The 23,256-nt window shown below is 63.7% G+C and carries 26 protein-coding genes and 1 pseudogene; 5 read left to right on the top strand and 22 right to left on the bottom strand.

Annotation, left to right across the window (positions count from 1 at the left end):
• Window positions 1-23 precede the first annotated feature (23 nt).
• The 7 genes from RMO23_RS19430 to pdxH all read right to left on the bottom strand — a co-directional run bounded on the left by RMO23_RS19430 (window position 24) and on the right by pdxH (window position 7,349).
• The gene (locus RMO23_RS19430; RefSeq protein WP_309684807.1) at window positions 24-806 is read right to left on the bottom strand and encodes an L-iditol 2-dehydrogenase; all 783 of its coding nucleotides are present in this window, start codon (window positions 804-806) and stop codon (window positions 24-26) included.
• A complete protein-coding gene (gene dalD, locus RMO23_RS19425; protein WP_309684804.1) occupies window positions 803-2,218 on the bottom strand; it encodes a D-arabinitol 4-dehydrogenase in 1,416 nt (471 codons plus the stop codon). The genes RMO23_RS19430 and dalD overlap by 4 nt, the downstream gene beginning before the upstream one ends.
• Before the next feature lie 13 nt (window positions 2,219-2,231).
• Window positions 2,232-3,281, bottom strand: coding sequence for an ABC transporter ATP-binding protein (locus RMO23_RS19420; RefSeq protein ID WP_309684801.1), 1,050 nt, complete (start codon window positions 3,279-3,281; stop codon window positions 2,232-2,234).
• 31 nt (window positions 3,282-3,312) lie between these two features.
• Window positions 3,313-4,143 carry a carbohydrate ABC transporter permease gene (locus RMO23_RS19415; RefSeq protein ID WP_309684799.1) on the bottom strand — a complete coding sequence of 277 codons (831 nt, stop codon included), beginning with the start codon at window positions 4,141-4,143 and terminating at the stop codon, window positions 3,313-3,315.
• A gap of 6 nt (window positions 4,144-4,149) precedes the next feature.
• Complete coding sequence (locus RMO23_RS19410) at window positions 4,150-5,007, bottom strand: sugar ABC transporter permease (protein WP_309684796.1); 858 nt, start codon at window positions 5,005-5,007, stop codon at window positions 4,150-4,152.
• Window positions 5,008-5,110: 103 nt separating this feature from the next.
• Window positions 5,111-6,415 carry a sugar ABC transporter substrate-binding protein gene (locus tag RMO23_RS19405; RefSeq protein WP_309684794.1) on the bottom strand — a complete coding sequence of 435 codons (1,305 nt, stop codon included), beginning with the start codon at window positions 6,413-6,415 and terminating at the stop codon, window positions 5,111-5,113.
• Between the two features lie 283 nt (window positions 6,416-6,698).
• Window positions 6,699-7,349, bottom strand: a complete 651-nt coding sequence (pdxH, locus tag RMO23_RS19400) for a pyridoxamine 5'-phosphate oxidase (RefSeq protein ID WP_309684791.1) — start codon at window positions 7,347-7,349, stop codon at window positions 6,699-6,701.
• A gap of 68 nt (window positions 7,350-7,417) precedes the next feature.
• Between pdxH and RMO23_RS19395 the strand changes: the two genes are divergently transcribed.
• Complete coding sequence (locus tag RMO23_RS19395; RefSeq protein WP_309684788.1) at window positions 7,418-7,963, top strand: nucleotidyltransferase family protein; 546 nt, start codon at window positions 7,418-7,420, stop codon at window positions 7,961-7,963.
• Here RMO23_RS19395 and RMO23_RS19390 read toward each other — a convergent pair.
• Entirely contained in the window at window positions 7,953-8,564 is a 612-nt protein-coding gene (locus RMO23_RS19390) for a gamma-glutamylcyclotransferase (RefSeq protein ID WP_309684786.1), read from the bottom strand. The genes RMO23_RS19395 and RMO23_RS19390 overlap by 11 nt on opposite strands.
• A 58-nt stretch (window positions 8,565-8,622) precedes the next feature.
• Between RMO23_RS19390 and RMO23_RS19385 the strand changes: the two genes are divergently transcribed.
• The 3 genes from RMO23_RS19385 (at window position 8,623) to eda (ending at window position 11,814) form a co-directional block, all read left to right on the top strand.
• Entirely contained in the window at window positions 8,623-9,165 is a 543-nt protein-coding gene (locus tag RMO23_RS19385; RefSeq protein WP_309684783.1) for an OmpA family protein, read from the top strand.
• Between the two features lie 154 nt (window positions 9,166-9,319).
• Window positions 9,320-11,161, top strand: a complete 1,842-nt coding sequence (gene edd, locus RMO23_RS19380; protein WP_309684781.1) for a phosphogluconate dehydratase — start codon at window positions 9,320-9,322, stop codon at window positions 11,159-11,161.
• Entirely contained in the window at window positions 11,152-11,814 is a 663-nt protein-coding gene (gene eda / locus RMO23_RS19375; RefSeq protein ID WP_309684778.1) for a bifunctional 4-hydroxy-2-oxoglutarate aldolase/2-dehydro-3-deoxy-phosphogluconate aldolase, read from the top strand. The genes edd and eda overlap by 10 nt, the downstream gene beginning before the upstream one ends.
• 104 nt (window positions 11,815-11,918) lie before the next feature.
• Here the strand turns inward: eda and gloA are convergent, their stop codons facing one another.
• The 13 genes and pseudogenes from gloA to RMO23_RS19310 all read right to left on the bottom strand — a co-directional run bounded on the left by gloA (window position 11,919) and on the right by RMO23_RS19310 (window position 21,476).
• Complete coding sequence (gene gloA, locus RMO23_RS19370) at window positions 11,919-12,329, bottom strand: lactoylglutathione lyase (RefSeq protein WP_309684775.1); 411 nt, start codon at window positions 12,327-12,329, stop codon at window positions 11,919-11,921.
• A gap of 79 nt (window positions 12,330-12,408) precedes the next feature.
• Window positions 12,409-12,723 carry a cytochrome C oxidase subunit IV family protein gene (locus RMO23_RS19365; RefSeq protein ID WP_309684772.1) on the bottom strand — a complete coding sequence of 105 codons (315 nt, stop codon included), beginning with the start codon at window positions 12,721-12,723 and terminating at the stop codon, window positions 12,409-12,411.
• A 90-nt stretch (window positions 12,724-12,813) separates the two neighbouring features.
• A complete protein-coding gene (locus tag RMO23_RS19360) occupies window positions 12,814-13,524 on the bottom strand; it encodes a heme-copper oxidase subunit III family protein (RefSeq protein ID WP_309684769.1) in 711 nt (236 codons plus the stop codon).
• 20 nt (window positions 13,525-13,544) lie between these two features.
• Window positions 13,545-14,252: a bb3-type cytochrome oxidase subunit III gene (locus RMO23_RS19355; RefSeq protein ID WP_309684767.1), complete on the bottom strand. Its 708-nt coding sequence runs from the start codon at window positions 14,250-14,252 to the stop codon at window positions 13,545-13,547.
• On the bottom strand, window positions 14,249-16,024 hold the full coding sequence (locus tag RMO23_RS19350) for a cbb3-type cytochrome c oxidase subunit I (protein WP_309684765.1): 1,776 nt from the start codon (window positions 16,022-16,024) through the stop codon (window positions 14,249-14,251). The genes RMO23_RS19355 and RMO23_RS19350 overlap by 4 nt, the downstream gene beginning before the upstream one ends.
• A 27-nt stretch (window positions 16,025-16,051) precedes the next feature.
• Window positions 16,052-17,254, bottom strand: a complete 1,203-nt coding sequence (locus RMO23_RS19345) for a cytochrome c oxidase subunit II (RefSeq protein ID WP_309684762.1) — start codon at window positions 17,252-17,254, stop codon at window positions 16,052-16,054.
• Between the two features lie 41 nt (window positions 17,255-17,295).
• A complete protein-coding gene (locus tag RMO23_RS19340; RefSeq protein WP_309684759.1) occupies window positions 17,296-17,787 on the bottom strand; it encodes a hypothetical protein in 492 nt (163 codons plus the stop codon).
• A gap of 74 nt (window positions 17,788-17,861) precedes the next feature.
• Window positions 17,862-18,377 (bottom strand): DUF1269 domain-containing protein, encoded by a 516-nt coding sequence (locus tag RMO23_RS19335; protein WP_309684758.1) that lies wholly within the window; start codon window positions 18,375-18,377, stop codon window positions 17,862-17,864.
• A 188-nt stretch (window positions 18,378-18,565) separates the two neighbouring features.
• A pseudogene (locus RMO23_RS19330) lies at window positions 18,566-18,685 on the bottom strand (lactoylglutathione lyase); the annotation flags it as partial.
• Window positions 18,686-18,715: 30 nt separating this feature from the next.
• Window positions 18,716-19,411: an alpha/beta hydrolase-fold protein gene (locus tag RMO23_RS19325; RefSeq protein WP_309684755.1), complete on the bottom strand. Its 696-nt coding sequence runs from the start codon at window positions 19,409-19,411 to the stop codon at window positions 18,716-18,718.
• Between the two features lie 14 nt (window positions 19,412-19,425).
• On the bottom strand, window positions 19,426-20,238 hold the full coding sequence (locus tag RMO23_RS19320; RefSeq protein WP_309684752.1) for a class III extradiol ring-cleavage dioxygenase: 813 nt from the start codon (window positions 20,236-20,238) through the stop codon (window positions 19,426-19,428).
• Window positions 20,239-20,337: 99 nt separating this feature from the next.
• On the bottom strand, window positions 20,338-20,745 hold the full coding sequence (locus RMO23_RS19315) for a DoxX family protein (protein WP_309684749.1): 408 nt from the start codon (window positions 20,743-20,745) through the stop codon (window positions 20,338-20,340).
• 98 nt (window positions 20,746-20,843) lie between these two features.
• Window positions 20,844-21,476 (bottom strand): NAD(P)-binding domain-containing protein, encoded by a 633-nt coding sequence (locus RMO23_RS19310; protein ID WP_309684747.1) that lies wholly within the window; start codon window positions 21,474-21,476, stop codon window positions 20,844-20,846.
• Window positions 21,477-21,613: 137 nt separating this feature from the next.
• Here RMO23_RS19310 and RMO23_RS19305 point away from each other — a divergent pair, with 137 nt between their 5' ends.
• Window positions 21,614-22,513: a LysR family transcriptional regulator gene (locus RMO23_RS19305; protein WP_309684746.1), complete on the top strand. Its 900-nt coding sequence runs from the start codon at window positions 21,614-21,616 to the stop codon at window positions 22,511-22,513.
• A 153-nt stretch (window positions 22,514-22,666) separates the two neighbouring features.
• On the opposite strand, the gene RMO23_RS19300 is transcribed toward RMO23_RS19305, so the two are convergent.
• Window positions 22,667-23,215, bottom strand: a complete 549-nt coding sequence (locus RMO23_RS19300) for a PaaI family thioesterase (protein ID WP_309684744.1) — start codon at window positions 23,213-23,215, stop codon at window positions 22,667-22,669.
• Between the last annotated feature and the right edge of the window lie 41 nt (window positions 23,216-23,256).

Raw genomic sequence — 23,256 nt, 5'->3', positions numbered from 1 at the left:
GGGTCAATGGCTCACCACAAAGCCTAGCTCATCACGGCGCCGCCGTCTACATTGAGGGTTTGCGCGGTGATGTAGGAGGCTTCGTCGCTGGCCAGGAAAACCGCGGCCCCGGCGATATCGGCCGGCGTACCCATATAGCCCAGCGGCACCGCTTCGCCGACACGTTTTTTCTTCTCGCCCAGGGGCAGGTTTTCGTAGCGGGCAAACAGCGCGTCGACATGCTGCCACATCGGCGTGTCGATCACGCCGGGCGAGATGGCGTTGACGCGAATGCGGTGCGGCGCCATGGCGAGCGCCGCGCTCTGGGTGTAGCTGATGACGGCGGCCTTGGTGGCGCAGTAGTGCGACACCAGCGCCTCGCCGCGGCGGCCCGCCTGCGAGGCCATGTTGATGACCGCGCCACCTGCTACGCCCTGCGCCACCATGCGCGCCAGCGTTTTCTGCATGACAAAAAACATGCCCTTGACGTTGACGGCGAACAGGCTGTCAAACATGGCCTCATGGCTCTCGAGCAGCGGGGCCATGTCAAACAGGGCGGCGTTGTTGAACAGCACCTGCACCGGGCCAAAGCCCTGTTCGGCCGCGTTGAGCATGGCCTCAATCTGCGCCATCTGCGTCACGTCGGCTTGCAGGTATTGCACCCGGTCGGCAAAGCCGGAGTTCGCCAGATCTGGCGGCAGCTCGCTGGCCCGGTCGACCACGGTGCAGCGTGCGCCCTCGGTCAGATACGCCAGCGCCACCGCCAGCCCGATGCCACCGCCCGCGCCGGTCAGCAACGCATGCTTGTTCTTTAAACGTTCGCTCATCGCTTTTCCTTTTCAAAAAGGCTGACCCGTGCGCTGGCGCGGCGCAGTGCGGCCACCAGCCGGGCGTCGCCCGCCAGGTCACCCCACAGCGGTACATCGGCGCAGAAGGCCGCCACCGGGTCGGCGGCTTCGCAGATCGCATGGGCCAGCGCCGGCACCATGGCCTGGTCCTGGTAGGTGTAGGGGATCTGGCCGCGGTGCCAGCGCTGCAGGTAGGCCAGGAACAGCGCCGGCAGCATGGCCACGCTGGCTATGCCCTCGCCGCGAGCCAGCCGCTCGCGGAAGGTGGCGGCGATGAAACCGGGGATCTTGGAAAAGCCGTCCATCGCCACCCGCTGGTTGGTGTCTTTCAGTGCCGGGTTGCTGAAGCGGTCCAGCACCACATCGCGGTATTTCGCGAGGTTCAGCGGGCTGGGCGAGAGCACCGGAATGACGTCGTCGGTGACGTAGTCATAGGCAAACTGGCGGATCACCGGGTCCTGGCTTCCCTCGTGAATGTAGTGATAGCCGGCCAGCGTGCCGGCCCAGGCGATGCAGCTGTGGGTGGCGTTGAGCAGGCGGATCTTGGCTTCTTCGTGCGCCGCCACCGACGCCACCATTTCAACCCCAACCTTCTCCCAGTCTGGCCGGCCGTTGACGAAATTGTCTTCAATCACCCATTGAATAAAGCTCTCCGCCATGATGGCTGCGGCATCCACCCGCCTGGTGGCGGCCAGCACGCGCTCGGCCACATCGGGCGTGGGCCGCGGCGTGATGCGGTCCACCATGGCGTTGGGGCAACTGGTGTGGGCGGTCACCCATTGCAGCAGCGCCTCCCGGTCCGCGCTGGCGGGCAGCAGTGCGATAAATTGCAGCAGGCCGCTGCGTAGCCGGTCGCCGTTGTGGCGCAGGTTGTCACAGTTGAGTAGTGTCACGGCGCCGGCCGTGCCTTGCATGCGCTGGCGAAGAATCGCCGTGAGCGCACCGTAAATCGTGCAGACCGGCTGGCCCAGCCCCGCCGCCGTGACGTCGGCCCGGAGGTCATCGAAATTCAGGTCCAGCCGGTCCTGGGCGTCCAGGTAATAGCCCGCCTCGGTCACGGTGACCGAAATGATGCGGGTATGGGTATCGGCGCCCAGCGCCAGCAGGCCCGACAGCTCGGCGTCGTAGGGCACGATGGTTTTGATCGACTCGATGCGGGTGTAGCTGCGTACCTGCGCCGGCGTCACGGTTTCCAGCGTGTACGCACCACCCTGGGCCTGCAGCGCGGCGACGGTCTCGGCCATGTCGGGGCGAATATTGCCGCCCGCCAGCACCCAGCGGCTGTCGCCGGTTTCAATCAGCTCGTGCAGGTAGACTGCCTGGTGCGCCCGGTGGAAGGAGCCCAGCCCGAGATGCAGCATCACGAGCGGGGACTGTGCGGAAGTAGGCATCACAGCAACTCTTTCAGGCGACGATGGCGCCGGTCAGGGCAATTCGCCCCTGGGCATCAAACAGGTGTGCGGTCGGGGCGTCGATGGCAATGCCCACGCGGTCGCCGACATGCGCCGCGGTACGTGTTTTCAGGCGCGCCACCAGTTGCGCGCCCTGCTCGCTGGTCACATAAACCAGTGTCTCGGCGCCCAGCGCCTCAACCAGGTCAACCTGGCCCTGCAATTGGCCGCTGCCGGCTGGCTGCAGCATCACGCTTTCGGGGCGCAGACCGACAAATCCGCCCTCGGGCACAGGCACGCTGAAGGCGCTGGCCAGCTGCGGCACCAGCGCGGCGGCCACCATGTTCATCTGGGGTGTGCCGATGAACTGGGCGACAAACTGGTTGGCCGGGCGGTCATACAGCTCCAGCGGCGTGCCGACCTGCTCAATCCTGCCGTCACGCAGCACCACCACGCGGTCGGCCAGCGTCATGGCTTCCACCTGGTCATGGGTGACGTAGACCGTGGTGGCCCCCAAGTCGCGGTGTAGCTTGGCAATCTCAACCCGCGTCTGGCCGCGCAGTGCCGCGTCCAGATTGGACAGCGGCTCGTCAAACAAAAACACCTTGGGCGCCCGCACAATGGCGCGGCCGATGGCGACGCGCTGGCGCTGCCCGCCCGACAAGTCCTTCGGCGTGCGCTGCAGGTAGGCCGTCAGGTTCAGTATTTTGGCGGCGCGCTGCACTTTCTCATCAATCACGGCCGGGTCGGCTTTGGCCAGCTTGAGCGCAAAACTCATGTTTTCGTAAACGCTCATGTGCGGGTACAGCGCGTAGCTCTGGAACACCATGGCCAGGTCGCGTTTGGAAGAGGGCTGCCCGGTGATGTCGCGCCCGTCCAGGTGCAGCGAGCCGCCATTCATGGTTTCCAGCCCGGCAATCAGGCGCAGCAAGGTCGACTTGCCGCAGCCCGAGGGGCCGACAAACACGATGAACTCGCCTTTTTGAATCGCCAGGTCGATGCCGCGTATCACGCTGACCGGGCCGAAGTTTTTTTCGACGCTTTTAAGTTCGAGAAATGCCATATGAATACTTTCTTGTGCTGTCGGCGGAGGCCTATTTCACGGCGCCAAAGGTCAGGCCTTGCACCAGCTGCTTCTGGCTGAACCAGCCGAAGACCACGATAGGCGCAATCGCCATGAAGGAGGCGGCGGAGAGCTTGGCCCAGAACAGGCCTTCCGGGCTGGAATAGGACGCAATCAGTGTGGCCAGCGTGCCGGCCTTGGCCGAGCTCAGATTGAGCGACCAGAACGCCTCGTTCCAGCTCAGCACCAGGCACAGCAGGCCGGTTGACGCCAGGCCGCCCACGGCCAGCGGCATCAGCACGCGGCTGAATTCCTGCCACAGCGTGGCGCCGTCCATGCGTGCGGCCTCCAGGATTTCATGCGGAATATCCTTGAAGTGCGAATACAGCATCCACACCATGATCGGCAGGTTGCTCAGGGTGAAGACGATGACCAGGCCCAGCTGCGTGTCCAGCAGGTCGCTCTTTTGGGCCAGCACATAGATGGGGACCAATGCCCCTACCGCCGGCATCATCTTGGTGGAGAGCATCCACATCAAGATGTCGCGGGTGCGCTTGGTCTTGAAGAAGGCCATCGAATAGGCGGCTGGCGCCGCAATCGCCAGGCCCAGCAGGGTGGACAGCACGCTGGTAATGATCGAATTCTTGGCGTAGAGCAGATAGTCGCTGCGCGCCTCAACCTCGTAAAAATTCTCCAGCGTGGGCGGAAAAAAGAAGAGCGGTGGCACTTCAATCGCCTGCAATTCTGTTTTGAACGCGGTCAATATCAACCAGCCGAGCGGAAAGAACAGGAGCAGCGTGACGCCCCAGGCCACGGCGGTGCGCAGCAGCAGGGCGGGCAGGAATCGGGTGTTGCTTGACATACGGGTTCAATCGAGGTTTTTGCCGACCATGCGAATCAAAAATACCGCCGCGATATTGGCCAGTACCACCGCAAACAGCGCACCGGCCGAGGCCACGCCGGCATCAAAATTGAGCAGCGCCTGCTTGAAGATCAGAAAAGCCACGTTGGTGCTGGCGTCACCCGGCCCGCCTGCGGTGGAGGTGTAGATCTCGGCAAACACGCCGAGCAGGAAAATCATTTCAATCATCACCACCACGGCAATTGAGCGGCCCAGATGCGGCAACACCAGATAGCGCAATTGCTGCAAATAGCTGGCACCATCCATGCGCGCCGCTTCCAGCTGCTCACGGCTCATCGACTGGAGGGCAGTGATAAAAATCAGGGTGGCAAATGGCAGCCATTGCCAGGCAACCATCACGATCACGCTGAACAACGGCAGGTCGGTCAGCCAGTCCACCGGCTCTGCGCCAAAAAACTGCCATACCTGCGCCAGCACGCCGTAGATCGGGTTCATCATCATGTGCTTCCACATCAGGGCGTTGACGGGAGGCATCACAAAAAAAGGAGAAATCAGCAGCAGGCGCACCACGCCGCGGCCCGGAAAAGGGTCGTCAATCAGCAGCGCCAGGGCCACGCCCCCGACCACGGTGACGATGATCGCGCTGCCCAGCAGCAGCAAGGTGTTGATGACGGCGGTGGCAAACGAGGGGTCGGTAATGAAGAATTCGTAATTCGACAGCCCCGCAAAACCGGTTTGATCGGGCTGCATCAGGTTGTAGCGGATCAAGGAGAAATAAATCGTCATCACCAGCGGCACGATCATCCAGAGGAAGAGCGTGATGACCGCAGGTGCCAGCAGGATGCGCGGCAGGAATCGGTTCATGGGGATGCCTCTAGAGCAAATGTCGCAGGGCGGGCAAGGGCCAGCCTCAGCGCTCACCAAAGCAAGGGTCTGCGCCAGCCGGGCTGGCGCAGACCGGACTGGCTTACTTGTAGTAGCCGCCTTTTTTCATCTCACGCTCGGCGGCCACCTGGCCGGCCTTCAGCGCTGCGTCCACCGTGGTTTTGCCGGCCAGCGCAGAACTCATCTGCTGGCCCACCGCAATGCCGATGGCCTGGAACTCCGGAATCGCTGCATACTGCACGCCCACATACGGTGACTTGGGCAGGGTGCTGTCATTGGGGTTGGCCGAATCGATGGCGGTTTTCTCGGCAGCGGCAAACTTGGCGGCCTTCAGGAAGTCGGCGTTGGCATAGGTGCTCTTGCGGGTGCCGGTGGGGATGGTGCCCCAGCCATTGGTTTTACCCACCAGCGCAATGTATTCCTTGGAGGTGGCCCAGTTCACGAACTTCTGCGCGGCATCGACCTTTTTGGAGCCGGCGGGAATCGCCAGCGCCCAGGCCCACAGCCAGTTGGCGCCCTTGGGCGTGACCGTGGTGGGCGCCTGTGCAAAGGCTACCTTGTCAGCCACCTTGGACTGCTTGGGGTCGGTGATGAAGCTCGCTGCAATCGTGGCATCGACCCACATGCCGCATTTGCCGGCGTTATACAACGCCAGAATTTCATTGAAGCTGTTGGCCGACGAGCCGGGAGGGCCGTAGTTTTTCAGCAGGTCGACATAAAAGCTGATGGCGTCCTTCCACGGCTTGGACTCCAGCTGCGGCTTCCAGCTCATGTCAAACCACTGGCCGCCGTTGGTGTTGACCAGGGTGGACAAAAAGGCCATGTTGTCGCCCCAGCCAGGCTTGCCGCGCAGGCAAATGCCGTAAACGCCTTCCTTGGGGTTGTGAATCTTGGCTGCGAGGTCTTTGACCTGCGCCCAGGTGGGACGCTCGGGCACCTGCACACCGGCCTTGTCGGCCAGGTCCTTGCGGTACATCAGCATGGAGCTTTCGCCGTAAAACGGGGCGGCGTACATCTTGCCGTCGACCGACAGGCCGTTGCGCATGGCGGGCAGGATGTCGTCCACGTCATAGGCGGCATCGGGCTTGAGTTCCTGCAGCCAGCCTTTTTTGCCCCAGATTGGCGTTTCATACATGCCGATGGTCATGATGTCGAACTGCCCGCCCTTGGTGGCAATGTCGGTGGTCACGCGCTGGCGCAGCACGCCTTCTTCGAGCGTCACCCATTTGACCTTGATGTCGGGGTTGGCCTGCTCAAAATTTTTGGTGAGCTTTTGCATCTCGATCATGTGCCCGTTGTTGACGGTGGCAATGACGAGTTCGGTGGCGGCCTGGGCGCCCGTGATGGCCATCACGGCGGCCAGAACCAATGTCGCTTTGAGTTTCATCTGATGTCTCCTGATAATTTGTTGGACCAAGCGGTGTGCGACGCATTTTTTGCACAGCGCCGACCAGGAGAACGATAAAACTTTCGGCCCGTGAACATTGATACTTCCTTCGGGTGCATATGTACTTAATTGCATCAATAGCCTAGGGATTTCACCAGTGTTGTTGGAAAACGTACAGTTTTCAGGGTGTTTTGGCACTGAATCGGCAGGCGACTGGCGGCTTCAGCCCAGTCTGGCTGGTGGGCCAGATGCCGCAGTGCGTGCTTTTTGGAGGGCTGTGGGGTCAGGGCGCCAGGCGCTCGCGCAGCCAGCCCCCATCGGCCTGCAGCGTATAGCGTAGCCGGTCATGCAACCGGCTTTTGCGGCCCTGCCAGAATTGCCAGTTGTCGGGCTTGAGGCGGTAGCCGCCCCAGTGCGGCGGGCGCGGCGGCTGCAGCAAAAATTTGGCACCGTACTTGGCGGCATTGGCCACCAGCACGCTGCGGCCGCTGATCACCTCGCTTTGCGGGCTGGCCCAGGCGCCAATGCGCGAGTCGAGCGGGCGGCTGTGAAAGTAAGCATCGCTTTCCTCGGCCGACACCTTTTCCACCACGCCTTCAATGCGCACCACGCGCTCCAGTTCAACCCAGTGAAACTGCAGGGCTGCATAGGGGTTGCCGGCCAGTTCATGGCCCTTGCGGCTGTCGTAATTGGTAAACCAGACAATGCCGCGCACGTCAAAGCCCTTGACCAGCACGATGCGTGTCGAAGGGCGCAGGTTGCTGGCCACGGTGGCCAGCGTCATGGCGTTCGGCTCGGGCACCTGGGCCTTGATGGCTTCGTTCAGCCACTGCTCAAACTGCTTGAGCGGGTCGGCCTGCGAGGCCTCTTCGTTGAGTTCGGCGCGCTCGTAGCTTTTGCGCAGCGCGGCGATGGAGGCGGTGGGCTCTGACATACTGGCAGTATAGAGATTGCCCGCCTCCCACTGCGCCGACTTCCCACCTTGTGTCAACCATCCTGCCCATGTCCAGCCTTCCCGTGGTGATTGTTCTGGCCGCCGGCCGCGGCGAGCGCTTTGCCGCCTCGGGTGGCACGGTGCACAAGCTGCAGGCCCTGCTGGCCGGCAAGCCGGTGCTGGACCATGTGCTGGCTGCCGTGCAGGCCAGCGGGCTGCCGCATCATGTGGTGCGGCCCGATGTCCTGCGCCCCGGCATGGGCGACTCGATTGCCGCTGGCGTCAGGGCCACGCCCGGCGCGGCCGGCTGGCTGATTCTGCCGGCCGATCTGCCGCTGATTCGCAGCGACACCTTGCGGCAGATCGCGCTGGCGCCGCCCAGCGCCGTCACGGTGCCGCTGTACCAGGGCCAGCGCGGGCACCCGGTGCGGTTTTCGGCGGGGTGCCGCCCGGAACTCCTGCTTTTACAGGGTAATCAGGGTGCAGCCCTTATAGTACAAGCCAAGTCAGCTATTAATTTAGTAGCATTCATTGAAACCGGCGACCCCGGCACGGTGACGGACATCGACACGCTGGACGACTTGCGCCGCGCCGAAATGCTGATCAACCGCTGACCAGCGCCAGCAGCTTGCCCAGCGCGTGGTCCTGAATGCCCAGCGTGCGCAGCTTGTCGTAGGTGAGCTGGGCATACTCGCGGGTGGTGCCGTAGCGCCCGCATGAATCCGAAAAAATCTGCCGGTAGGTGTCTTCGCTGAGCACGCCGGTGTGGTTGGGGCTGCGCCTGGACAGCGTGAAGGCCAGCGCCTTCACCTCGCCCTGCGCGGTCTGGCAGCGCAGCCACTTCGGGTCGTACACGCCATTGGGCATTTCCCGCGCCCACAGCGCGGGCAGGGCGCTGCTCACCTGCGCTTGCGGCAGGCGATACACCACCCCCTTGCAACTGCCGCCGGTCAGCAGCCCAAACACCAGGCCCGGGCATTCCGGCGTGCCGCGGTTAACGCGGCTCCACATCTTGAGCGCCCGGTGGTAGCCAAACAGGGTGGCAAAACGCTGCTCGGCAAACTCAAACTCGGGCCGCCAGATCAGCGAAGCATAGGCAAACACCCACAGGTCGCCGCCGTGCCCTTGCGGCCCGCGCCATTCGCGCAGCACCGCCTCCAGCATGTGCGCCGGATTGCGCCGGTCGTCCTGGCGATTGTCAGAGGAGAGGGTCATGGAGTCTGCCACCCGCACACTTTACAATGAGCCACGATTTTTCAAAGGGAGTAGTGGGATGTTTTCGCAAGATGATGATGGCCAGCAGGGCCTGGTGTTGACCCTGGTTTTTGGACTGGTGGCCCTGGTCGTCGCGCTGGTGATCGGCGTGGGTATTTACCAGCGCCACCATGCCAAAACCTTGGCTCCGGCCGCTGCCTTGGCGGCCGCGCCCGTGGCAGCCGTCACCCCCGCTGCGGGCAACCCGGCGGGCACTGCGCAGGCCGCATCTGACGCAACCAGCGTCAAGGTCGAAAACGGGGTGGTCAAGTTCTACTTCGCCTCAGGCAAGGCCGAACTGGCAGCCGGCGCGGGCGAGGCGCTGGCCGATGTGGTCAAGCGCGTTCCCTCGGGCCGCAAACTGGTGATTTCCGGCTTTCATGACGCCACCGGCGACGCGGCCAAAAATGCCGCACTGGCGCGCCAGCGCGCCGAGGCCGTGCGCGATGTGCTGAAAGCGGCCGGCGCATCGCCAGAGCAGATCGAGCTGAAAAAGCCCGAGCAGATGGCCGGCCGCAACAGCGACGCCGAAGCGCGCCGGGTCGAGATCAGCATTCAGTAAACAAGCCGCGATAGCGGTGACTGGAATGGGTTTGCGGGATGTCATTCCGGTCAGAATTTGGTAACCTGTCTGTAACCCCGCCCGCGCCCAATCCATTGGTAACCGGTTACCATGGAGTCTGTAATAAAGTTACATGACCACAAGGTTGCCCCTCATGACTCTTCATCCCACCGTCGCCAGCATCACGGCCCGCATCGTTGATCGCAGCCGCCCCACCCGCAGCGCCTACCTGCAGCATCTGCAGGCGGCCGCCAACCGCGAGCCGAGCATGGACCGCATGGGCTGTGCCAACCTGGCGCATGCCGTGGCCGGTATTCCGCTCGATGACCGCTTCAAGGTGGTGACCCAGCGCGCGCCCAACATTGGCATCGTCACCGCCTACAACGACATGCTGTCGGCGCACTCGCCGCTGAAAAATTACCCCGACCTGATCAAGGACGAAGCGCGCAAGCTGGGCGCCACCGCCCAGGTGGCGGGCGGCGTGCCGGCCATGTGCGATGGCGTGACACAGGGCACCAGCGGCATGGAGCTAAGCCTCTTCAGCCGCGATGTGATTGCCATGGCCACGGCCGTGGCGTTGTCGCACGACATGTTTGACGCCGCGTTGCTGCTGGGCGTGTGCGACAAGATCGTGCCGGGCCTGCTGATAGGCGCACTGCAGTTTGGCCACCTGCCCACCGTGTTTGTGCCGGCCGGGCACATGCCCTCGGGCCTGCCCAACAAGGAAAAAGCCCGTGTGCGCGAGCAGGCGGCCCAGGGCCTGGTCGGTCGCGACGGCCTGCTCGATGCCGAGCTCAAGTCTTACCACAGCCCCGGCACCTGCACCTTTTATGGCACCGCCAACAGCAACCAGATGCTGCTGGAGGCGATGGGCCTGCATGTGCCAGGCACGGCCTTTGTGGCGCCCGGCGGCGCCCTGCGCGATGAACTGACGCGCGAGTCGGCGCGCACCGTGCTGGGCATCGTCAAGTCAAGGCGCTTTGCACCGATTGGCCAGATCGTGGATGAGCGCGCCATCGTCAACGCCATGGTGGCCTTGCTGGCCACCGGCGGCTCCACCAACCACCTGATTCACTGGGTCGCCGTGGCGCACTCGGCCGGCATCGTGATTGACTGGAATGATTTTTCGGACCTGTCGGATGTGGTGCCCACGCTGGCGCATGTCTACCCCAACGGCAGTGCCGACGTGAACCAGTTCCAGGCAGCTGGCGGCACCGGCTACATCATCCGCGAGCTGCTGGACGCCGGTTTCATGCACGAAGACGTGCTGACCGTGCGCGAAGGCGGCATCCGCGAATTCACCCGTGAGCCCGCGCTGGGAGAGCACCCCGGCGTCGCGCTGCCCGGCGTGCCGCTGGCGTGGCACGAGGCTGGTGCGTCCAAGGATGACTCGATTGTGCGGCCCGTGGCCGCGCCGTTCAGCCCTAGCGGCGGGCTCAAGCTGCTGCAGGGCAACCTGGGCCGCAGCGTGATCAAGACCTCTTCCATCCCCGACGACCGGCATGTGATTGAAGCCCCGGCCCGGGTGTTTGATTCGCAGGAGGCTTTGCACAAGGCCTTCAAGGCGGGCGAGCTGGACCGCGACGTGGTGTGCGTGGTGCGCTGGCAGGGTCCGCAGGCCAACGGCATGCCCGAGCTGCACAAGCTCACGCCGCCGCTGGCGGTGCTGCAGGGCAAGGGCTTTAAAGTGGCGCTGGTTACCGATGGCCGCATGAGCGGCGCATCGGGCAAGGTGCCGGCCGCCATTCATGTGTCGCCCGAGGCGGCGGCCGGTGGCCCGCTGGCCAGGGTGCGCGACGGCGATGTGATCCGGCTCGATGCGGTCACCGGGCAATTGCAGGTGCTGGTGCCGCAAGCCGAATGGGCGGCGCGCCAGACCGACACCATGCCAGCGGCCCTGCGCCAGCAAAACGGCATCGGCATGGGCCGCGAATTGTTTACCGGCATGCGGCGCCACGCGCTGACGGCCGAGGAAGGAGCTTTGTCATGGATGTGAACCTCAATATCAGCACCAAACTCAGCGCCCTGCAGGTGATGCAGGACGCCCCGGTGATTCCGGTGATTGTGCTCAATGACGTGAAGCAGGCCGTGCTGCTGGCGCGCGCGCTGGTGGCGGGCGGCATCCGCATGCTGGAGGTGACCTTGCGCACGCCGCAGGCGCTGGCCTGCATCGAAGCCATTGCGCGCCAGGTGCCCGAAGCCGTGGCCGGCGCCGGCACCGTGCGCAGCGCCGCCGATGCCCAGGCCTGCGCCATGGCGGGCGCCCGCTTCATGGTCAGCCCCGGCTACACCCACGCCGTGGGCCAGGCCTGCCGCGACGCCGGTTTGCCGCTCTTGCCCGGTGTGGCCACCGGTAGCGAAATCATGATGGCGCAGGAAGACGGGCTGACCGAGCTGAAGTTTTTCCCGGCGATGCAGGCCGGCGGCCCGGCCATGCTCAAGGCCTGGAGCGGCCCGTTTGGCGATGTGCGCTTTTGCCCGACCGGCGGCGTCTCGGTGGCCAATGCCGCCGAGTTTCTGGCGCTGCCCAATGTGGTCTGCGTCGGTGGCTCCTGGCTTACGCCGGCAGAGGCACTGGCGCGGGGCGACTGGGCGCAGGTGACGGCGCTGGCACAGCAGGCCTGCCAATTGCAGCGGCGGCCTGGCTAAGCCGGGAAGCCCGTCAAACCTGGCGATTTTGGTTAAAAAGTGCCTCTAACCCAGGTAAATAGCGCTTAGTTAGCTATTAAAACTATAGCAACCAGGGCGCCGCCTCAACCCAGGCCGGCACCCGCACCGTCTTCGGCGCGCTGGATCAACTCAATCTTGTAGCCGTCCGGGTCGGTCACGAAGGCGATCACGGTTTTGCCGCCCTTGACGGGGCCGGCCTCACGCGTCACGTTGCCGCCAGCCGCCCTGATTTTGTCGCAGGCCGCATAGGCGTCGGGCACGCCCAGTGCGATATGGCCGTAGGCGGTGCCCAGCTCGTAGCTTTCGGTGCCCCAGTTGTACGTTAATTCAATCTCGGCCTGGGCCGGGTTGCCTTCGTAGCCGACAAAGGCCAGGCTGTACTTGTACTCGGGGTTCTCTGAAGTGCGCAGCAGCTTCATGCCCAGCACCTCGGTGTAAAAGTCGATGGAGCGCTGGAGATTGCCAACGCGCAGCATGGTGTGTAGGAGTCGCATAAGCAGATTATCGTGCGGGTCAAGGAAGTTTGCCGGTGCGCGACACGGTTTTCTGGCCGGTGTTCGTAGCAGACGGTTCCTAATGAAAAAACAGCAGCCGCGTCAGGAAAGTATGTTCAGCCTCCAGCACCATCAGGCCGACCAGCACCAGCAAGCACAGGGGCGGCAGCAAAATGGCGCAGACCAGCGCCAGTCGTTCCCAGGCCATGTGCATGAAGACCGCAACGATGAGTCCGGCCTTCGCCAGCATGAAGGTCAGGATCAGGCCCCAGCGCAGGTAACTCTGGAAGTGGAAATAGTCCACCAGATACGACAGCGTGCTGAGCACGAACAGCAACGCCCATACCTTGAGGTAGAGGCTGATCGGATGTTGCTGGCCGGTGGACGTGGACATATCAAACCCTCGGATGAGCCGCCTCAAGGCGGGTTTGCGTCCCCTCGGGGGGCAGCGAAAGAAGGTGAGCGCGGCAGGTCATGGTCAGGCTCACCACAGATAAAACAGCGCAAAGATGAACACCCAGACCAGATCGACAAAGTGCCAGTACAGCCCGGCGATCTCGACATTCTGGTAGTTGCCGCTTTTCTCGTAGTCGCCGCGCAGCACGCGCCGCGCGATGACCAGCAGGTAAATCACGCCGCAGGTGACATGCAGGCCGTGAAAGCCGGTGATCATGAAAAAAGCCGAGCCAAACTGGGCCGCGCCCATCGGGTTGCCCCAGGGCCTGACCCCTTCGAGGATCAGTTTGGACCATTCGAAGGCCTGCATGGCGACGAATATTTCGCCGAAGGTGGCGGTCACGATCATCAGCGTGGCGGCTTGCACGCGGTCGCGGCGGTAGGCGCAGTTGACCGCCATCGCCATGGTGCCGCTGCTGGTGATGAGCACGAAGGTCATGATCGCGATCAGCAGCAGCGGAATGCTGGCGCCACCCACATGCAGCGAGAACACCTCGCTCGGGTTGGGCCAGGCCACGGTCGTCGCGGTGCGCACCGTCATGTAGCCGGTGAGAAACGAGCCGAAGATAAAGGTGTCGCTGAGCAGGAAAAACCACATCATCGCCTTGCCCCACGACACCTTGAACGCCTGGCGGTCGGACGACCAGTCCGCCACCACACCGTGCCAGCCGTCCGGCGGTGCAGCCAAGGCCATCGGGGCTTCGTGCAATTCGGGAATCGGCGCGGTGATGGTGTTCATGGGTTCGCCCTTCAGGCCCTTCAGTTCGTACCGCAGATGAAACGCACCACCTCGGGCGTCAACCCACCCAGCGTGGCAAACAACAGCAGCCACAGCGCCAGCAGGAAGTGCCAGTAGCGCGCGCACAGGGCGATGCGCCAGGCAGGGGACGTGGCCCCCACGCGCGTCACTTCGTGTACTTCGCTGCCCCCCAAGGGGGCCCCAGTCGCCTTGGGGCGGCCCGGCGGCGACTGAGCCGCTGCGTCGCCGTCGCGCAGGAAGCCTCGCGTTGTCACGGCCCAGGCCGCTAGGCCGCCGGCCACATGCAGGCCGTGCATGGCCGTCAGCAGATAGAAGAAGCTGGCGGCCGGGTTGCCGGCCGGTACCACGTGGACGGCCAGCAGCGCCTGCCAGGCCCACAGCTGCACCGCCAGGAAAGCCAGGGCGCAGCCACCGCCCGCCAACAGCAGGGCACGGGCTCGGGCCGGGTGCGCACGCCTGGCAGCCCCGCTGGCCTGCTGCAGGGCGGCACTGCCGGCCAGCAGCAGCGCCGTGCTGAGCCACAGCTGCCACGGCATGGCGATGGCAGACCAGTCGCTGGCGTCCATGCGCATCACATAGGCGGCGATGAACAGCGAGAACAAGGTGGTCGCCACGCCCATGAACGCCCACAAGCCGATACCGACCGCCGCGGCGGGGTCAGGGCGCCCGGCGGCATGGTTGCCCGTCAGGGCGGCGACCGCGTTCATGCCAGCGCTCCCTTGGCCTTGACGGGAGCGGTGGCGGAATAGGGCTCGGGTTCTGCGCCTCCTGCCTCGGGCGGCGCGTTCTGCGCGATGAAATCCTGCGGCGCGCCCGGCACGCTGTAGGCGTAGGCCCAGCGATGGACCACCGGCACCTGAGCGCCCCAGTTGCCATGGCCAGGGGGCGTCGCCGGTGTTTGCCATTCCAGCGAAGCAGCGCGCCAGGGGTTGGCGCCGGCCAGCCGGCCGCGCCAGGCGCTCCAGCCCAGGTTGAAGACGAACACCAGTTGCATCGCGCCGACGATCAGGGCGGCCACCGTGATGAAGGTGTTCAGCGCAAGCGCAGAGGGTGGAATGAACTGGTAGCCGTCAAAGTTGTAGTAACGCCGCGGCATGCCGAGAATACCGAGGTAATGCATCGGGAAATAAATGGCGTAGGTGCCCAGGAAGGTGACCCAGAAATGCAGCTTGCCGAGCCGGTCGTCAAGCAGGCGGCCGGTGATCTTGGGAAACCAGTGGTAGATGCCGCCAAAAACCACCAGCAGCGGCGCCACGCCCATCACCATGTGAAAGTGCGCCACCACGAAGTAGGTGCCCGACAGCGGGATATCGACGCTGACGTTGCCCAGAAACAGCCCGGTCAGGCCGCCGCTCAGGAAGGTGCAGATGAAGGCGATCGCGAACAGCATGGGCACGGTCAGGTGGATGTCGCCGCGCCACAGCGTCAGCACCCAGTTGTAGACCTTGATGGCGGTGGGCACCGCGATGATCAGCGTGCTGGTGGCAAAGAAGAAGCCAAACCACGGGTTCATGCCGCTGACGAACATGTGGTGCGCCCAGACCACGAAACTCAGGCCCCCGATGAAGACAATCGCCCACACCATCATGCGGTAGCCGAAGATGGCCTTGCGCGCGTGCACGCTGATCAGGTCCGACACGATGCCGAAAGCCGGCAGCGCCACGATGTAGACCTCGGGGTGGCCAAAGAACCAGAACAGGTGCTGGAACAGCAGCGGGCTGCCGCCCTTGTAGTTGGTCACCTGCCCCATGGACACCAGCGCCGGCATGAAGAAGCTGGTGCCCAGCGTCTTGTCGAGCAGCATCATCACACCGCTGACGAACAGCGCCGGAAAAGCCAGCAGCGCCAGGATGGTGGCGACAAAGATGCCCCACACCGTCAGCGGCATGCGCAGCAGCGTCATGCCCTCGCAGCGCGCCTGCAGCACCGTCGTCACATAATTGAGCCCGCCCATGGTGGTGGCCACGATGAAGATCAGCAGCGACACCAGCATCAGGATGATGCCCCAGGTATTGCCCGGCGTGCCCGGCAAAATGGCTTGCGGCGGGTACAGTGTCCAGCCCGCGCCGGTGGCCCCGCCCGGCACAAAGAAGCTCGCCATCAACACCAGCACCGACAGCAGGTAGACCCAGAAGCTCAGCATGTTGAGGTAGGGAAACACCATGTCGCGCGCGCCCACCATCAGCGGAATCATGTAATTGCCGAAACCGCCGAGGAACAGCGCGGTCAGCAGGTAGATCACCATGATCATGCCGTGCATGGTGACGAACTGGTAGTAACGCTCGACGTTGATGAATTCGAACTGGCCGGGAAAACCCAGTTGCAACCGCATCAGGTTGGACAGCACCAGGCCGACCAGCCCCACCGCGATGGCGGTGCAGGCGTACTGGACGGCGATCACCTTGTGGTCCTGGCTCCAGACATACCGGGTCCAGAAGCTCTGCGGCTCGTGATGCAGGGTGTCTTCAGCGTAGGCCATGGTGTCCCTTGTCGGTGTTTGTGGCGTTCACCGCTGCGCCTTCTGCTCGGGTTTGGGCTCGGGTTTAGGCTCGGGTAGAGCCGGGGCGGAGCCGCCCAGCGACTGGAGATAGGCCACCAGCGCGGCCAGCTCTTCATCGCTGATCGCGGCCGCCGGCATGATGGGCGGGAAACCCTTCACCACCTGGGCCTGGGGCTCACGGATGGCGCGCCGCAGATAAGCCTCGTCCGCCAGCACCGTGGAGCCATCGGCCAGGGTTTGGGTCTTGCCGGCCAGACCCTTCCAGCTCGGCCCCACCCGGGGGCTGCCGTCGACCGTATGGCAGGCCACGCAGCCCTTGGACTGGGTCAGCGCCTCGCCCTGCGCGACCCGCGCATCGGCACCGCTGGCGAGCGCTCCGGCACCCGCGCCAGGTGCCGGGCGGGCCATCGTCATGACAAAAGTCGGCTGTGTCTTCAGCCATGTCTGGAAAGCAACCTCGTCCTCCACCACCACGAAGCCACGCATGTTGGCGTGGCCGATGCCGCACAACTGGGCGCACAGCGCTTCGTAGCGGCCGGCTTTTGTCGGCGTGAACCAGAAGGTGCTCACCTGGCCGGGCACAATGTTCATGCGGGCGCGAAACGGCGGGACATAGAAGTCATGCAGCACATCGTGCGAACGTAGCAAGACCTTTACCGGCTTGTTCAGCGGCAGGTGCACTTCGTTGCCGGCCACCAGGATGTTGTCCTGTCCGGCCGGGTCGCCGGGATCAAGGCCGAACGGGTTGGCGGCGTTCACAAAGCGGGCGTCGGTGGCACCCAGCTTGCCGCTGACACCGGTCAGGCGATAGTGCCACTGCCACTGCTGACCCAGCACCTCCAGCATGAGGGCGTCGCGCGGCGCGTTGACATAGCTCGCATACACCACCAGGCCGGGTGCCAGCAGCGCCATGATGCCAACGGTGGTGATGCCAATCAGCCAGCGTTCAAGTTTTTTGTTCTCGGGCACATAGGCCGCGCTGTGTCCCTGGCCCGGAGCCAGACCGTCGCGGTGGCGATAGCGCCACAGCGTGTAGGCGACGAAAGCGTTGATGACCACAAAAAAAATGCCCGTGATCACCAGCGTGATCGTCAGCATGTCGTCCATGGACTTCCAGTTCGAGGCCAGCGGAGTCGTCCACCAGGGACTGACCAGGTGGAATAGCACCGAGGCGATGACGATGACGACGAGCACCCCGGCAAAAAGCATCTGCATCCTCTCGGTTCGATGTTGACAGCCCCGTTAACACGTCAATTCTGTCGATTCAGTTCCCAGTACAAAAGTGCGGCCGTCTCTCCGAAGATCAGGTGGGCCAACAGGGTTTGCGAGCCGCGCCAGTCGACGAACCAGGGAAAGAAGTAGGTCATGCCGTAAAAGTTGATCAGGTACAGTGCCGCGCCAAAGACCGCGCCGGCCAGCGCCGTCATGCCCACGCTTGAATCGAGTCTGAAATGCACGATGATGGCCACGAGCATCAAGCCAAAGACGACACCCAGAACATAGTGCGCAGCCAATGCCACGGCTACCACGGTGACGCTGAAATCGGGCGACTGCAGCGTTTCCGGCCCCATGACGACGGCGGCCAGCATGTGCGAGACGGCCCACGGACTGCTGTCAGAGACCAGGGCTGTCCAGAACAGTTCCAGCACCATCACGACGGCGCCCGCGGCAAATCCGGCGGTAGCCGCCGCAGGCCAGTCCGGCAGGTGCTGCTCTTGGTACGAACGCAGGTTCAGGTCCATGACCGTCTCCGCAAAAAATTAGACATGACCACCGTGGCAATTGCCACGGTTTTTGACACGGTCGCCTCAGCGCTTCAAGGGAATACCGGCGTGTCGGGGTCCTCGCCTTCCAGCCGCGCTTCCGGGTGCGAAGCCTGCAACAAGGCCTCGACTTCCTTGACCTGCAAACTGGGTACATCCACCATCAACAGGATTTCCCCCTGCTCGATGGCGGCCTCAAAGCGCTTGAGCCGGTGGCTAGGCACGGAAATGCCAATCAGGCTGGACGACCAGGCGCCAAACAAACCGCCCAGCACCCCCAGTATGGCCACGATGCCCCACTGCAGGGACTCGAATCCGAGCGGGTAGTACATGGCCACCAGCACGCCGGCAGCAACACCGATCGTGCCGCCAATCAGCAGCCCCAATTCGGCCGCATAAATCACGTCCGTCGTCTGAAAGACATTGGCAGGATGGAGACCGGCGAGGTTTATGCCCTCACGTCCGAAACAGTGAATATGCTGCACCGGAATGCGCGCCACCAGCAAGTCGTTCACCGTCTGCCTGGCGCTCGCCACATCGGGTATCAGCCAGTAGATGCGTCTGCTCATAAGCCCCCCTTTCATCACGCAGTGTGACTTGAGGATATTGGAATCGCAAACAAGTTATACACCTGCGAACAGGCGAGTGCAAGTTGCGACTTCTCCCCAGGGGTCAGGGTAAATCTCGGTGGTTTTGGGGCCCAGATGCAGGCTCTGCCGCGCCGCACTGGTGGCAACGACTGGCGCCGAAAAGCCCCTCAAAGCAGACCCGCAGCCGCACCATTGTTAGCCCGCTGGATCAATTCAAGCTTGTCGCCATCCGGGTCGGTCACAAAGGCAATCACGGTCTTGCCGCCCTTGACCGGATCGGCCTCGCGACCCGCGCTGGAAGCCGGCCTTGCGACATATCAATGCGCTTTTGTGAAACCCTGCAGCCATTCCAGGAAGTCGGCCTGCATGGCCGCGCTGATCCCGTGATCGATGGGGTAGAGGCGCGTCAGGTGAGCCACCCCCAGTTCGTCGAGCAGTCGATCCGAGCGTTGCGCCCACGTCACCGGCAGCTTGCTGTCGTACTCACCATGCGCGATGAAGCCGCGCAGCTTGGCCAGACGCTCTTTGCCCGCCAGATGCGGTTCGAGCTCGGGCAGGATGCGGCCGGACAGCACGCCAAAGCCCGCCACGCTCTCCGGGGCGCTCAGGGCCACGCTGGCGCTGAGAATGCCGCCCTGGCTGAAGCCGGCAATCACCGTCTTCTGCGGGTCAATGCCGTAAGCCGACTGCAACTGCGCCATGAAACGGATCAAGGTCTGGCGGCTTTGTTCGGCTTCGGCGGCCACGATGCTGGGCCCGCTGGCGGTGAAATTGACCCGGAACCAGCCAAATTGCCCTGGCGCAAACTGCCGGGGCCCACGCGGCAGCACGACCAGCGTGTCCGGGTCGATCGCTGCGGCCAGGTCAGCCAGATTGGTTTCGGTGCCACCCACGCCATGCAGCAACACCACACAGGCCCTGGGCCTGGCAGGCTGCGGCTGGCGCAGGCGAAAGGCCAATTCAAAGGCGGCGCCTTGCTGCAGCGGGCCGAGAGTGCTTTGCGAACTGTTCATGAAGACATTCCTTGTCAATGCGTGATCGGGTTTGGCGTGTTGAGCGTGTCGACGCCCCAGGCATAGGACTCCATGGCCAAAACGCCGTTGCTGATGCCGCCGTCCAATACCTGAACGGCTTGCGTGTCGGTGCGAGCGCCCAGGGCGACCAGCAGCGGCAGGAAATGCTCCTCGGTCGGGTGCGCGCGCTCGGCATGCGGTGCCAGTTGCCGGTAGTTGCGCAGCCGTTCAATGTCGTTGCTGCTCACGGCCTGGCGAATCCACTGCGTGAACTCAATGGCATAGTCAGCTGCGGCCGAGCCGGACTGCCTGAACTCATACAGGTTGTGCGTCATGCTGCCCGAGCCGACGATCATCACGCCTTGTTCACGTAATGGTGCCAGCGCCCGGCCAAACTGCAAGGCCACGGCCGTATCCAGCGTATGGGGCATGGACACCTGAAAAACCGGCACATCAGCGCCAGGCAGCAGGTGACGCATTGGAACCCAGGCGCCGTGATCCAGGCCGCGTCTATCATCCATGCCGACGACGAATCCGGCATCCGCCAGCAGACGGCCCGCTTCTGCGGCGTACTGCGGGTGGCCGAGCGCCGGGTATTGCAGCTCATAGAGCGCCGACGGAAAACCGCCGAAGTCGTGAACGGTCTCGGGCGCTGCCGTGCTCATGACGCGCACGTCACGGGTCTGCCAGTGCGGCGATACCACCAGCACCGCGTTTACGCCAGACAGTTGCCTGCCAAGGGCTTGCAGGCGCGGGCCGAGCCGCCCCGGTTCAAGGGCAAAGGTCGGCGCGCCGTGCGAGATGAAAAGGGTTGGGGCTGTGGTCATGGCGGTTTTCTTGGCGGTGTCCAGGTTGATTCAGGAAAGCCGGCGCAACAGGGGTGGCCGCGAGGCTGTACCCACTGCTGGCCAGGCGGCATCACATACTTACTCGGCCGGTTTGCTGACGGCGATCCGGCCACCGCCCAGCAGCGCCACGACGGCCGCCGTGACGACCAGGTACACGGGGTATTCCCAGCCGCCCTTGGGGTTGGAAAAGACCCAACCGTTGCCGGCATGCACCGCCAGCGAACCGAGCAGGATGGGCACACCGGCCAGCGCCACCCAGCGGGTCTGAAAGCCGGCGATGAGCGCCACACCGGCAAGCACTTCCGCTGGGGCAACGATGTAGGCGGTCCAGCCGGGGAATCCGACCGACTCGAAGAAGCCGGCGGTTCCGGGCAGGGTGAAAACAAGAAGTTTGAGCAGGCCGTGGGTCAGGAACATGGCGCCCAGGGCGAGGCGCAATACCAGGGCGGCGTAGTCGGTGGTGTTGGTCGTTGTGTTCGGTTTCATGATGAATTGCTCCAGTGATTGGGTTGGGTGATTGGGAGGGTGTCAGTAACGGGTAACGGGTAACGGGTAACGGGTAACGGGTAACGGGTAACGGCGAATCAGGCCTTGCGAAGCCAGGTCGGGGCAATGCTCGTACCCAGGCCGGCGCCATAGCCCAGATAAATGTTCAGGCCGGCCAGCGGCTCCAGGTAGCGCGCGTTCTTCAAGCCGCCGGCGTCAATGGTGGCAAAGCCCATGCTCTGCGCCAGGGCCACGGCCGTCTGTTTGGCACGCTCACTGTCGCTGGCCACAAACACCGTTGCGGTCTGGCCGTTGCCCAAATCGGCGCCCTCGGCCAGCACCTGGGCGAACAGGGTGTTGAAGGCCTTGACGACTTGTGCTTCTGGCAAGGCCTTGGCGATTTCTTCCGCCGCCGAGGTGCTGTGGCCCAGCGTCAGCCCCATGTAGTCGGCGGTCAGCGGGTTGGTGATGTCAATCACGACCTTGCCCGTCAGATCGCCCACCGATTGCAGCGCGCTGATGGCATCGGCGTAGCCAGTGGCCAGCACAATGACCTCAAACGGCGCCGCGGCGTTGGCCGTGGCGACGGCGGTTGCACCCTGGTGGGCGGTGGCAAGCGCCTGGGCTTTTTCCAGATTCCGGGCGGTCACGCTGACCTGATGGCCGGCGCGGCTCAGTTGTTTGACGAAGGCTGCGCCCATGTTGCCGGCGCCGAGTACGAGAATGTTCATGATGGGTCCTTGGGGTTGAGATGGGCCGTCAGGGTTGGCGGCGATGCACATTGGCAATGCACTGAACGAACTGTATAAGCTGTTGATCAAGAGATAAACAGCATAAAATTAGATATATTGTTTCTAAAATAAGCACAATGGATAGATTCCTGGAAATGCAAACCTTTGGCGCGGTGGTTGACGCCGGCAGTTTCGTCAAGGCGGCCGATGCGCTCGGGATGTCGAAGGCGGCGGTCTCGCGCCATGTCGGCGATCTGGAAGCGCGTCTCGGAGTGCGGTTGTTGCACCGCACGACACGGCGGCTGTCGCTGTCCGGGGAAGGCCAGGTGTTTTACGCCCGCAGCAAGGAGTTGCTGGCAGGGGTGGACGAGGCCGAGGCGGAGATCACCTCGCGCAGCGGCGCTGCCAGTGGTCTGCTGCGGGTGAACGCACCCGTGACCTTCGGCATCCGCCATCTGGCGCCGCTGTGGGGCGTGTTCCGCGCGCGCTACCCGAAGGTCACGCTGGATGTGACCCTGGCTGACCGTGTGGTCGACCTGGTCGAAGAAGGTTATGACATGGCGATCCGCATTGCGACCCTGCCGAGTTCAACGCTGATCAGCAAACGCCTGGCGACCACCCGCATGGTGTTGTGCGCTTCGCCGCAGTACCTCCTGGCGCATGGCGTGCCCGGTGATCCAGCCGAACTGGCCGCGCACGCGGTGGTCTCCTACAGCTATTGGTCCACCAAGGACGAGTGGCACTTCGACGGGCCGCAAGGTCACGTCAGCGTCAAGACCAATCCGTGCATGCACACCAACAGTGGTGACACTTGCCGTGCGGCCGCACTGGCGCACCAGGGTGTGATCCTGCAGCCCACATTTCTGGTCGGGAACGACCTTGCTGCCGGCACGCTGGTCGAACTGATGCCTGAGTTCCGTTCCATCGAACTGGGAATCTATGCGATCTATCCGACTCGCAAGCATGTCGCACCCAAGGTGCGGGCGCTGGTCGACTTCCTTGCTGAGCACTTTGCGCAAACAAGCTCGGCCTGGTGAATGGTGGCCTGGCTGGCGCGGTGAAGCGGCCGACGTGCGCTTTCCCGGATTCAGTCGCTGGAAAGCAGAATGGAATGTCTCCTGTCCACCGCCCTAAAAGGCAGCCTTGGCCGATATCAGTTACCCGAACCTGATCGGCCGCGCTTGCCCAGGCTACCCCCGCCCCGGCATCTCAAACACCAGACAAGTAGTCGTCGCATGGGCATACAGCTTGCCATCCGGCCCCACGATGCGGCCCTCGGCGGTGGCCAGTTGCCGGCCGCAGTGGATGACCTTGCCGATCGCGCGCAGCGGCCCGCTCTCGTGCGAGGCCGCCCGCACGATGTTGATGCTCAGTTCGGCCGTGGTGTAGGCCCGTCCCGCCGGCATCATGGTGTGCACCGCGCAGCCCACGGCTGAATCGAGCAAAGTGGCGTACCAGCCGCCATGCACCGTGCCCAGCGGGTTGTAGTGCTTGAGCTGCGGCGTGCCCTGGAAAACAGCCTGGCCGGGTCCGACCTCTATCAACGCGAAGTCCAGCGTTTCGGCAATGTGCGGGTAGGGCAGTTCACCGGCCAGCATGGCCTGCATGATTTGCAGGCCGGTCTTGCCCGCCACCTGCGCGGGGTGGGCCAGTCCCGGCTTGCCGCCACCGGCCGTCATGCGGGCGCGCACGGCGGCGCTTTGTTCCAGCCAGTGAGTCAATGTGTCTTGTGGGGTCATTTTTTTCAATTAAGTTGCATATGCAATCATTGTAGATACAA

This window comes from Polaromonas sp. (assembly GCF_031411155.1).
Lineage (GTDB): Bacteria > Pseudomonadota > Gammaproteobacteria > Burkholderiales > Burkholderiaceae_C > Polaromonas.
Note: the sequence above shows the minus strand (reverse complement) of the source record. Positions and strands in the feature narration are given on the sequence as shown.

Coding starts and splice junctions, on each gene's coding strand:
- RMO23_RS19430 (WP_309684807.1), bottom strand. CDS start 806: ATGAGCGAACGTTTAAAGAACAAGCATGCGTTGCTGACCGGCGCGGGC.
- dalD (WP_309684804.1), bottom strand. CDS start 2,218: ATGCCTACTTCCGCACAGTCCCCGCTCGTGATGCTGCATCTCGGGCTG.
- RMO23_RS19420 (WP_309684801.1), bottom strand. CDS start 3,281: ATGGCATTTCTCGAACTTAAAAGCGTCGAAAAAAACTTCGGCCCGGTC.
- RMO23_RS19415 (WP_309684799.1), bottom strand. CDS start 4,143: ATGTCAAGCAACACCCGATTCCTGCCCGCCCTGCTGCTGCGCACCGCC.
- RMO23_RS19410 (WP_309684796.1), bottom strand. CDS start 5,007: ATGAACCGATTCCTGCCGCGCATCCTGCTGGCACCTGCGGTCATCACG.
- RMO23_RS19405 (WP_309684794.1), bottom strand. CDS start 6,415: ATGAAACTCAAAGCGACATTGGTTCTGGCCGCCGTGATGGCCATCACG.
- pdxH (WP_309684791.1), bottom strand. CDS start 7,349: ATGTCAGAGCCCACCGCCTCCATCGCCGCGCTGCGCAAAAGCTACGAG.
- RMO23_RS19395 (WP_309684788.1), top strand. CDS start 7,418: ATGTCCAGCCTTCCCGTGGTGATTGTTCTGGCCGCCGGCCGCGGCGAG.
- RMO23_RS19390 (WP_309684786.1), bottom strand. CDS start 8,564: ATGACCCTCTCCTCTGACAATCGCCAGGACGACCGGCGCAATCCGGCG.
- RMO23_RS19385 (WP_309684783.1), top strand. CDS start 8,623: ATGTTTTCGCAAGATGATGATGGCCAGCAGGGCCTGGTGTTGACCCTG.
- edd (WP_309684781.1), top strand. CDS start 9,320: ATGACTCTTCATCCCACCGTCGCCAGCATCACGGCCCGCATCGTTGAT.
- eda (WP_309684778.1), top strand. CDS start 11,152: ATGGATGTGAACCTCAATATCAGCACCAAACTCAGCGCCCTGCAGGTG.
- gloA (WP_309684775.1), bottom strand. CDS start 12,329: ATGCGACTCCTACACACCATGCTGCGCGTTGGCAATCTCCAGCGCTCC.
- RMO23_RS19365 (WP_309684772.1), bottom strand. CDS start 12,723: ATGTCCACGTCCACCGGCCAGCAACATCCGATCAGCCTCTACCTCAAG.
- RMO23_RS19360 (WP_309684769.1), bottom strand. CDS start 13,524: ATGAACACCATCACCGCGCCGATTCCCGAATTGCACGAAGCCCCGATG.
- RMO23_RS19355 (WP_309684767.1), bottom strand. CDS start 14,252: ATGAACGCGGTCGCCGCCCTGACGGGCAACCATGCCGCCGGGCGCCCT.
- RMO23_RS19350 (WP_309684765.1), bottom strand. CDS start 16,024: ATGGCCTACGCTGAAGACACCCTGCATCACGAGCCGCAGAGCTTCTGG.
- RMO23_RS19345 (WP_309684762.1), bottom strand. CDS start 17,254: ATGCTTTTTGCCGGGGTGCTCGTCGTCATCGTCATCGCCTCGGTGCTA.
- RMO23_RS19340 (WP_309684759.1), bottom strand. CDS start 17,787: ATGGACCTGAACCTGCGTTCGTACCAAGAGCAGCACCTGCCGGACTGG.
- RMO23_RS19335 (WP_309684758.1), bottom strand. CDS start 18,377: ATGAGCAGACGCATCTACTGGCTGATACCCGATGTGGCGAGCGCCAGG.
- RMO23_RS19325 (WP_309684755.1), bottom strand. CDS start 19,411: ATGAACAGTTCGCAAAGCACTCTCGGCCCGCTGCAGCAAGGCGCCGCC.
- RMO23_RS19320 (WP_309684752.1), bottom strand. CDS start 20,238: ATGACCACAGCCCCAACCCTTTTCATCTCGCACGGCGCGCCGACCTTT.
- RMO23_RS19315 (WP_309684749.1), bottom strand. CDS start 20,745: ATGAAACCGAACACAACGACCAACACCACCGACTACGCCGCCCTGGTA.
- RMO23_RS19310 (WP_309684747.1), bottom strand. CDS start 21,476: ATGAACATTCTCGTACTCGGCGCCGGCAACATGGGCGCAGCCTTCGTC.
- RMO23_RS19305 (WP_309684746.1), top strand. CDS start 21,614: ATGGATAGATTCCTGGAAATGCAAACCTTTGGCGCGGTGGTTGACGCC.
- RMO23_RS19300 (WP_309684744.1), bottom strand. CDS start 23,215: ATGACCCCACAAGACACATTGACTCACTGGCTGGAACAAAGCGCCGCC.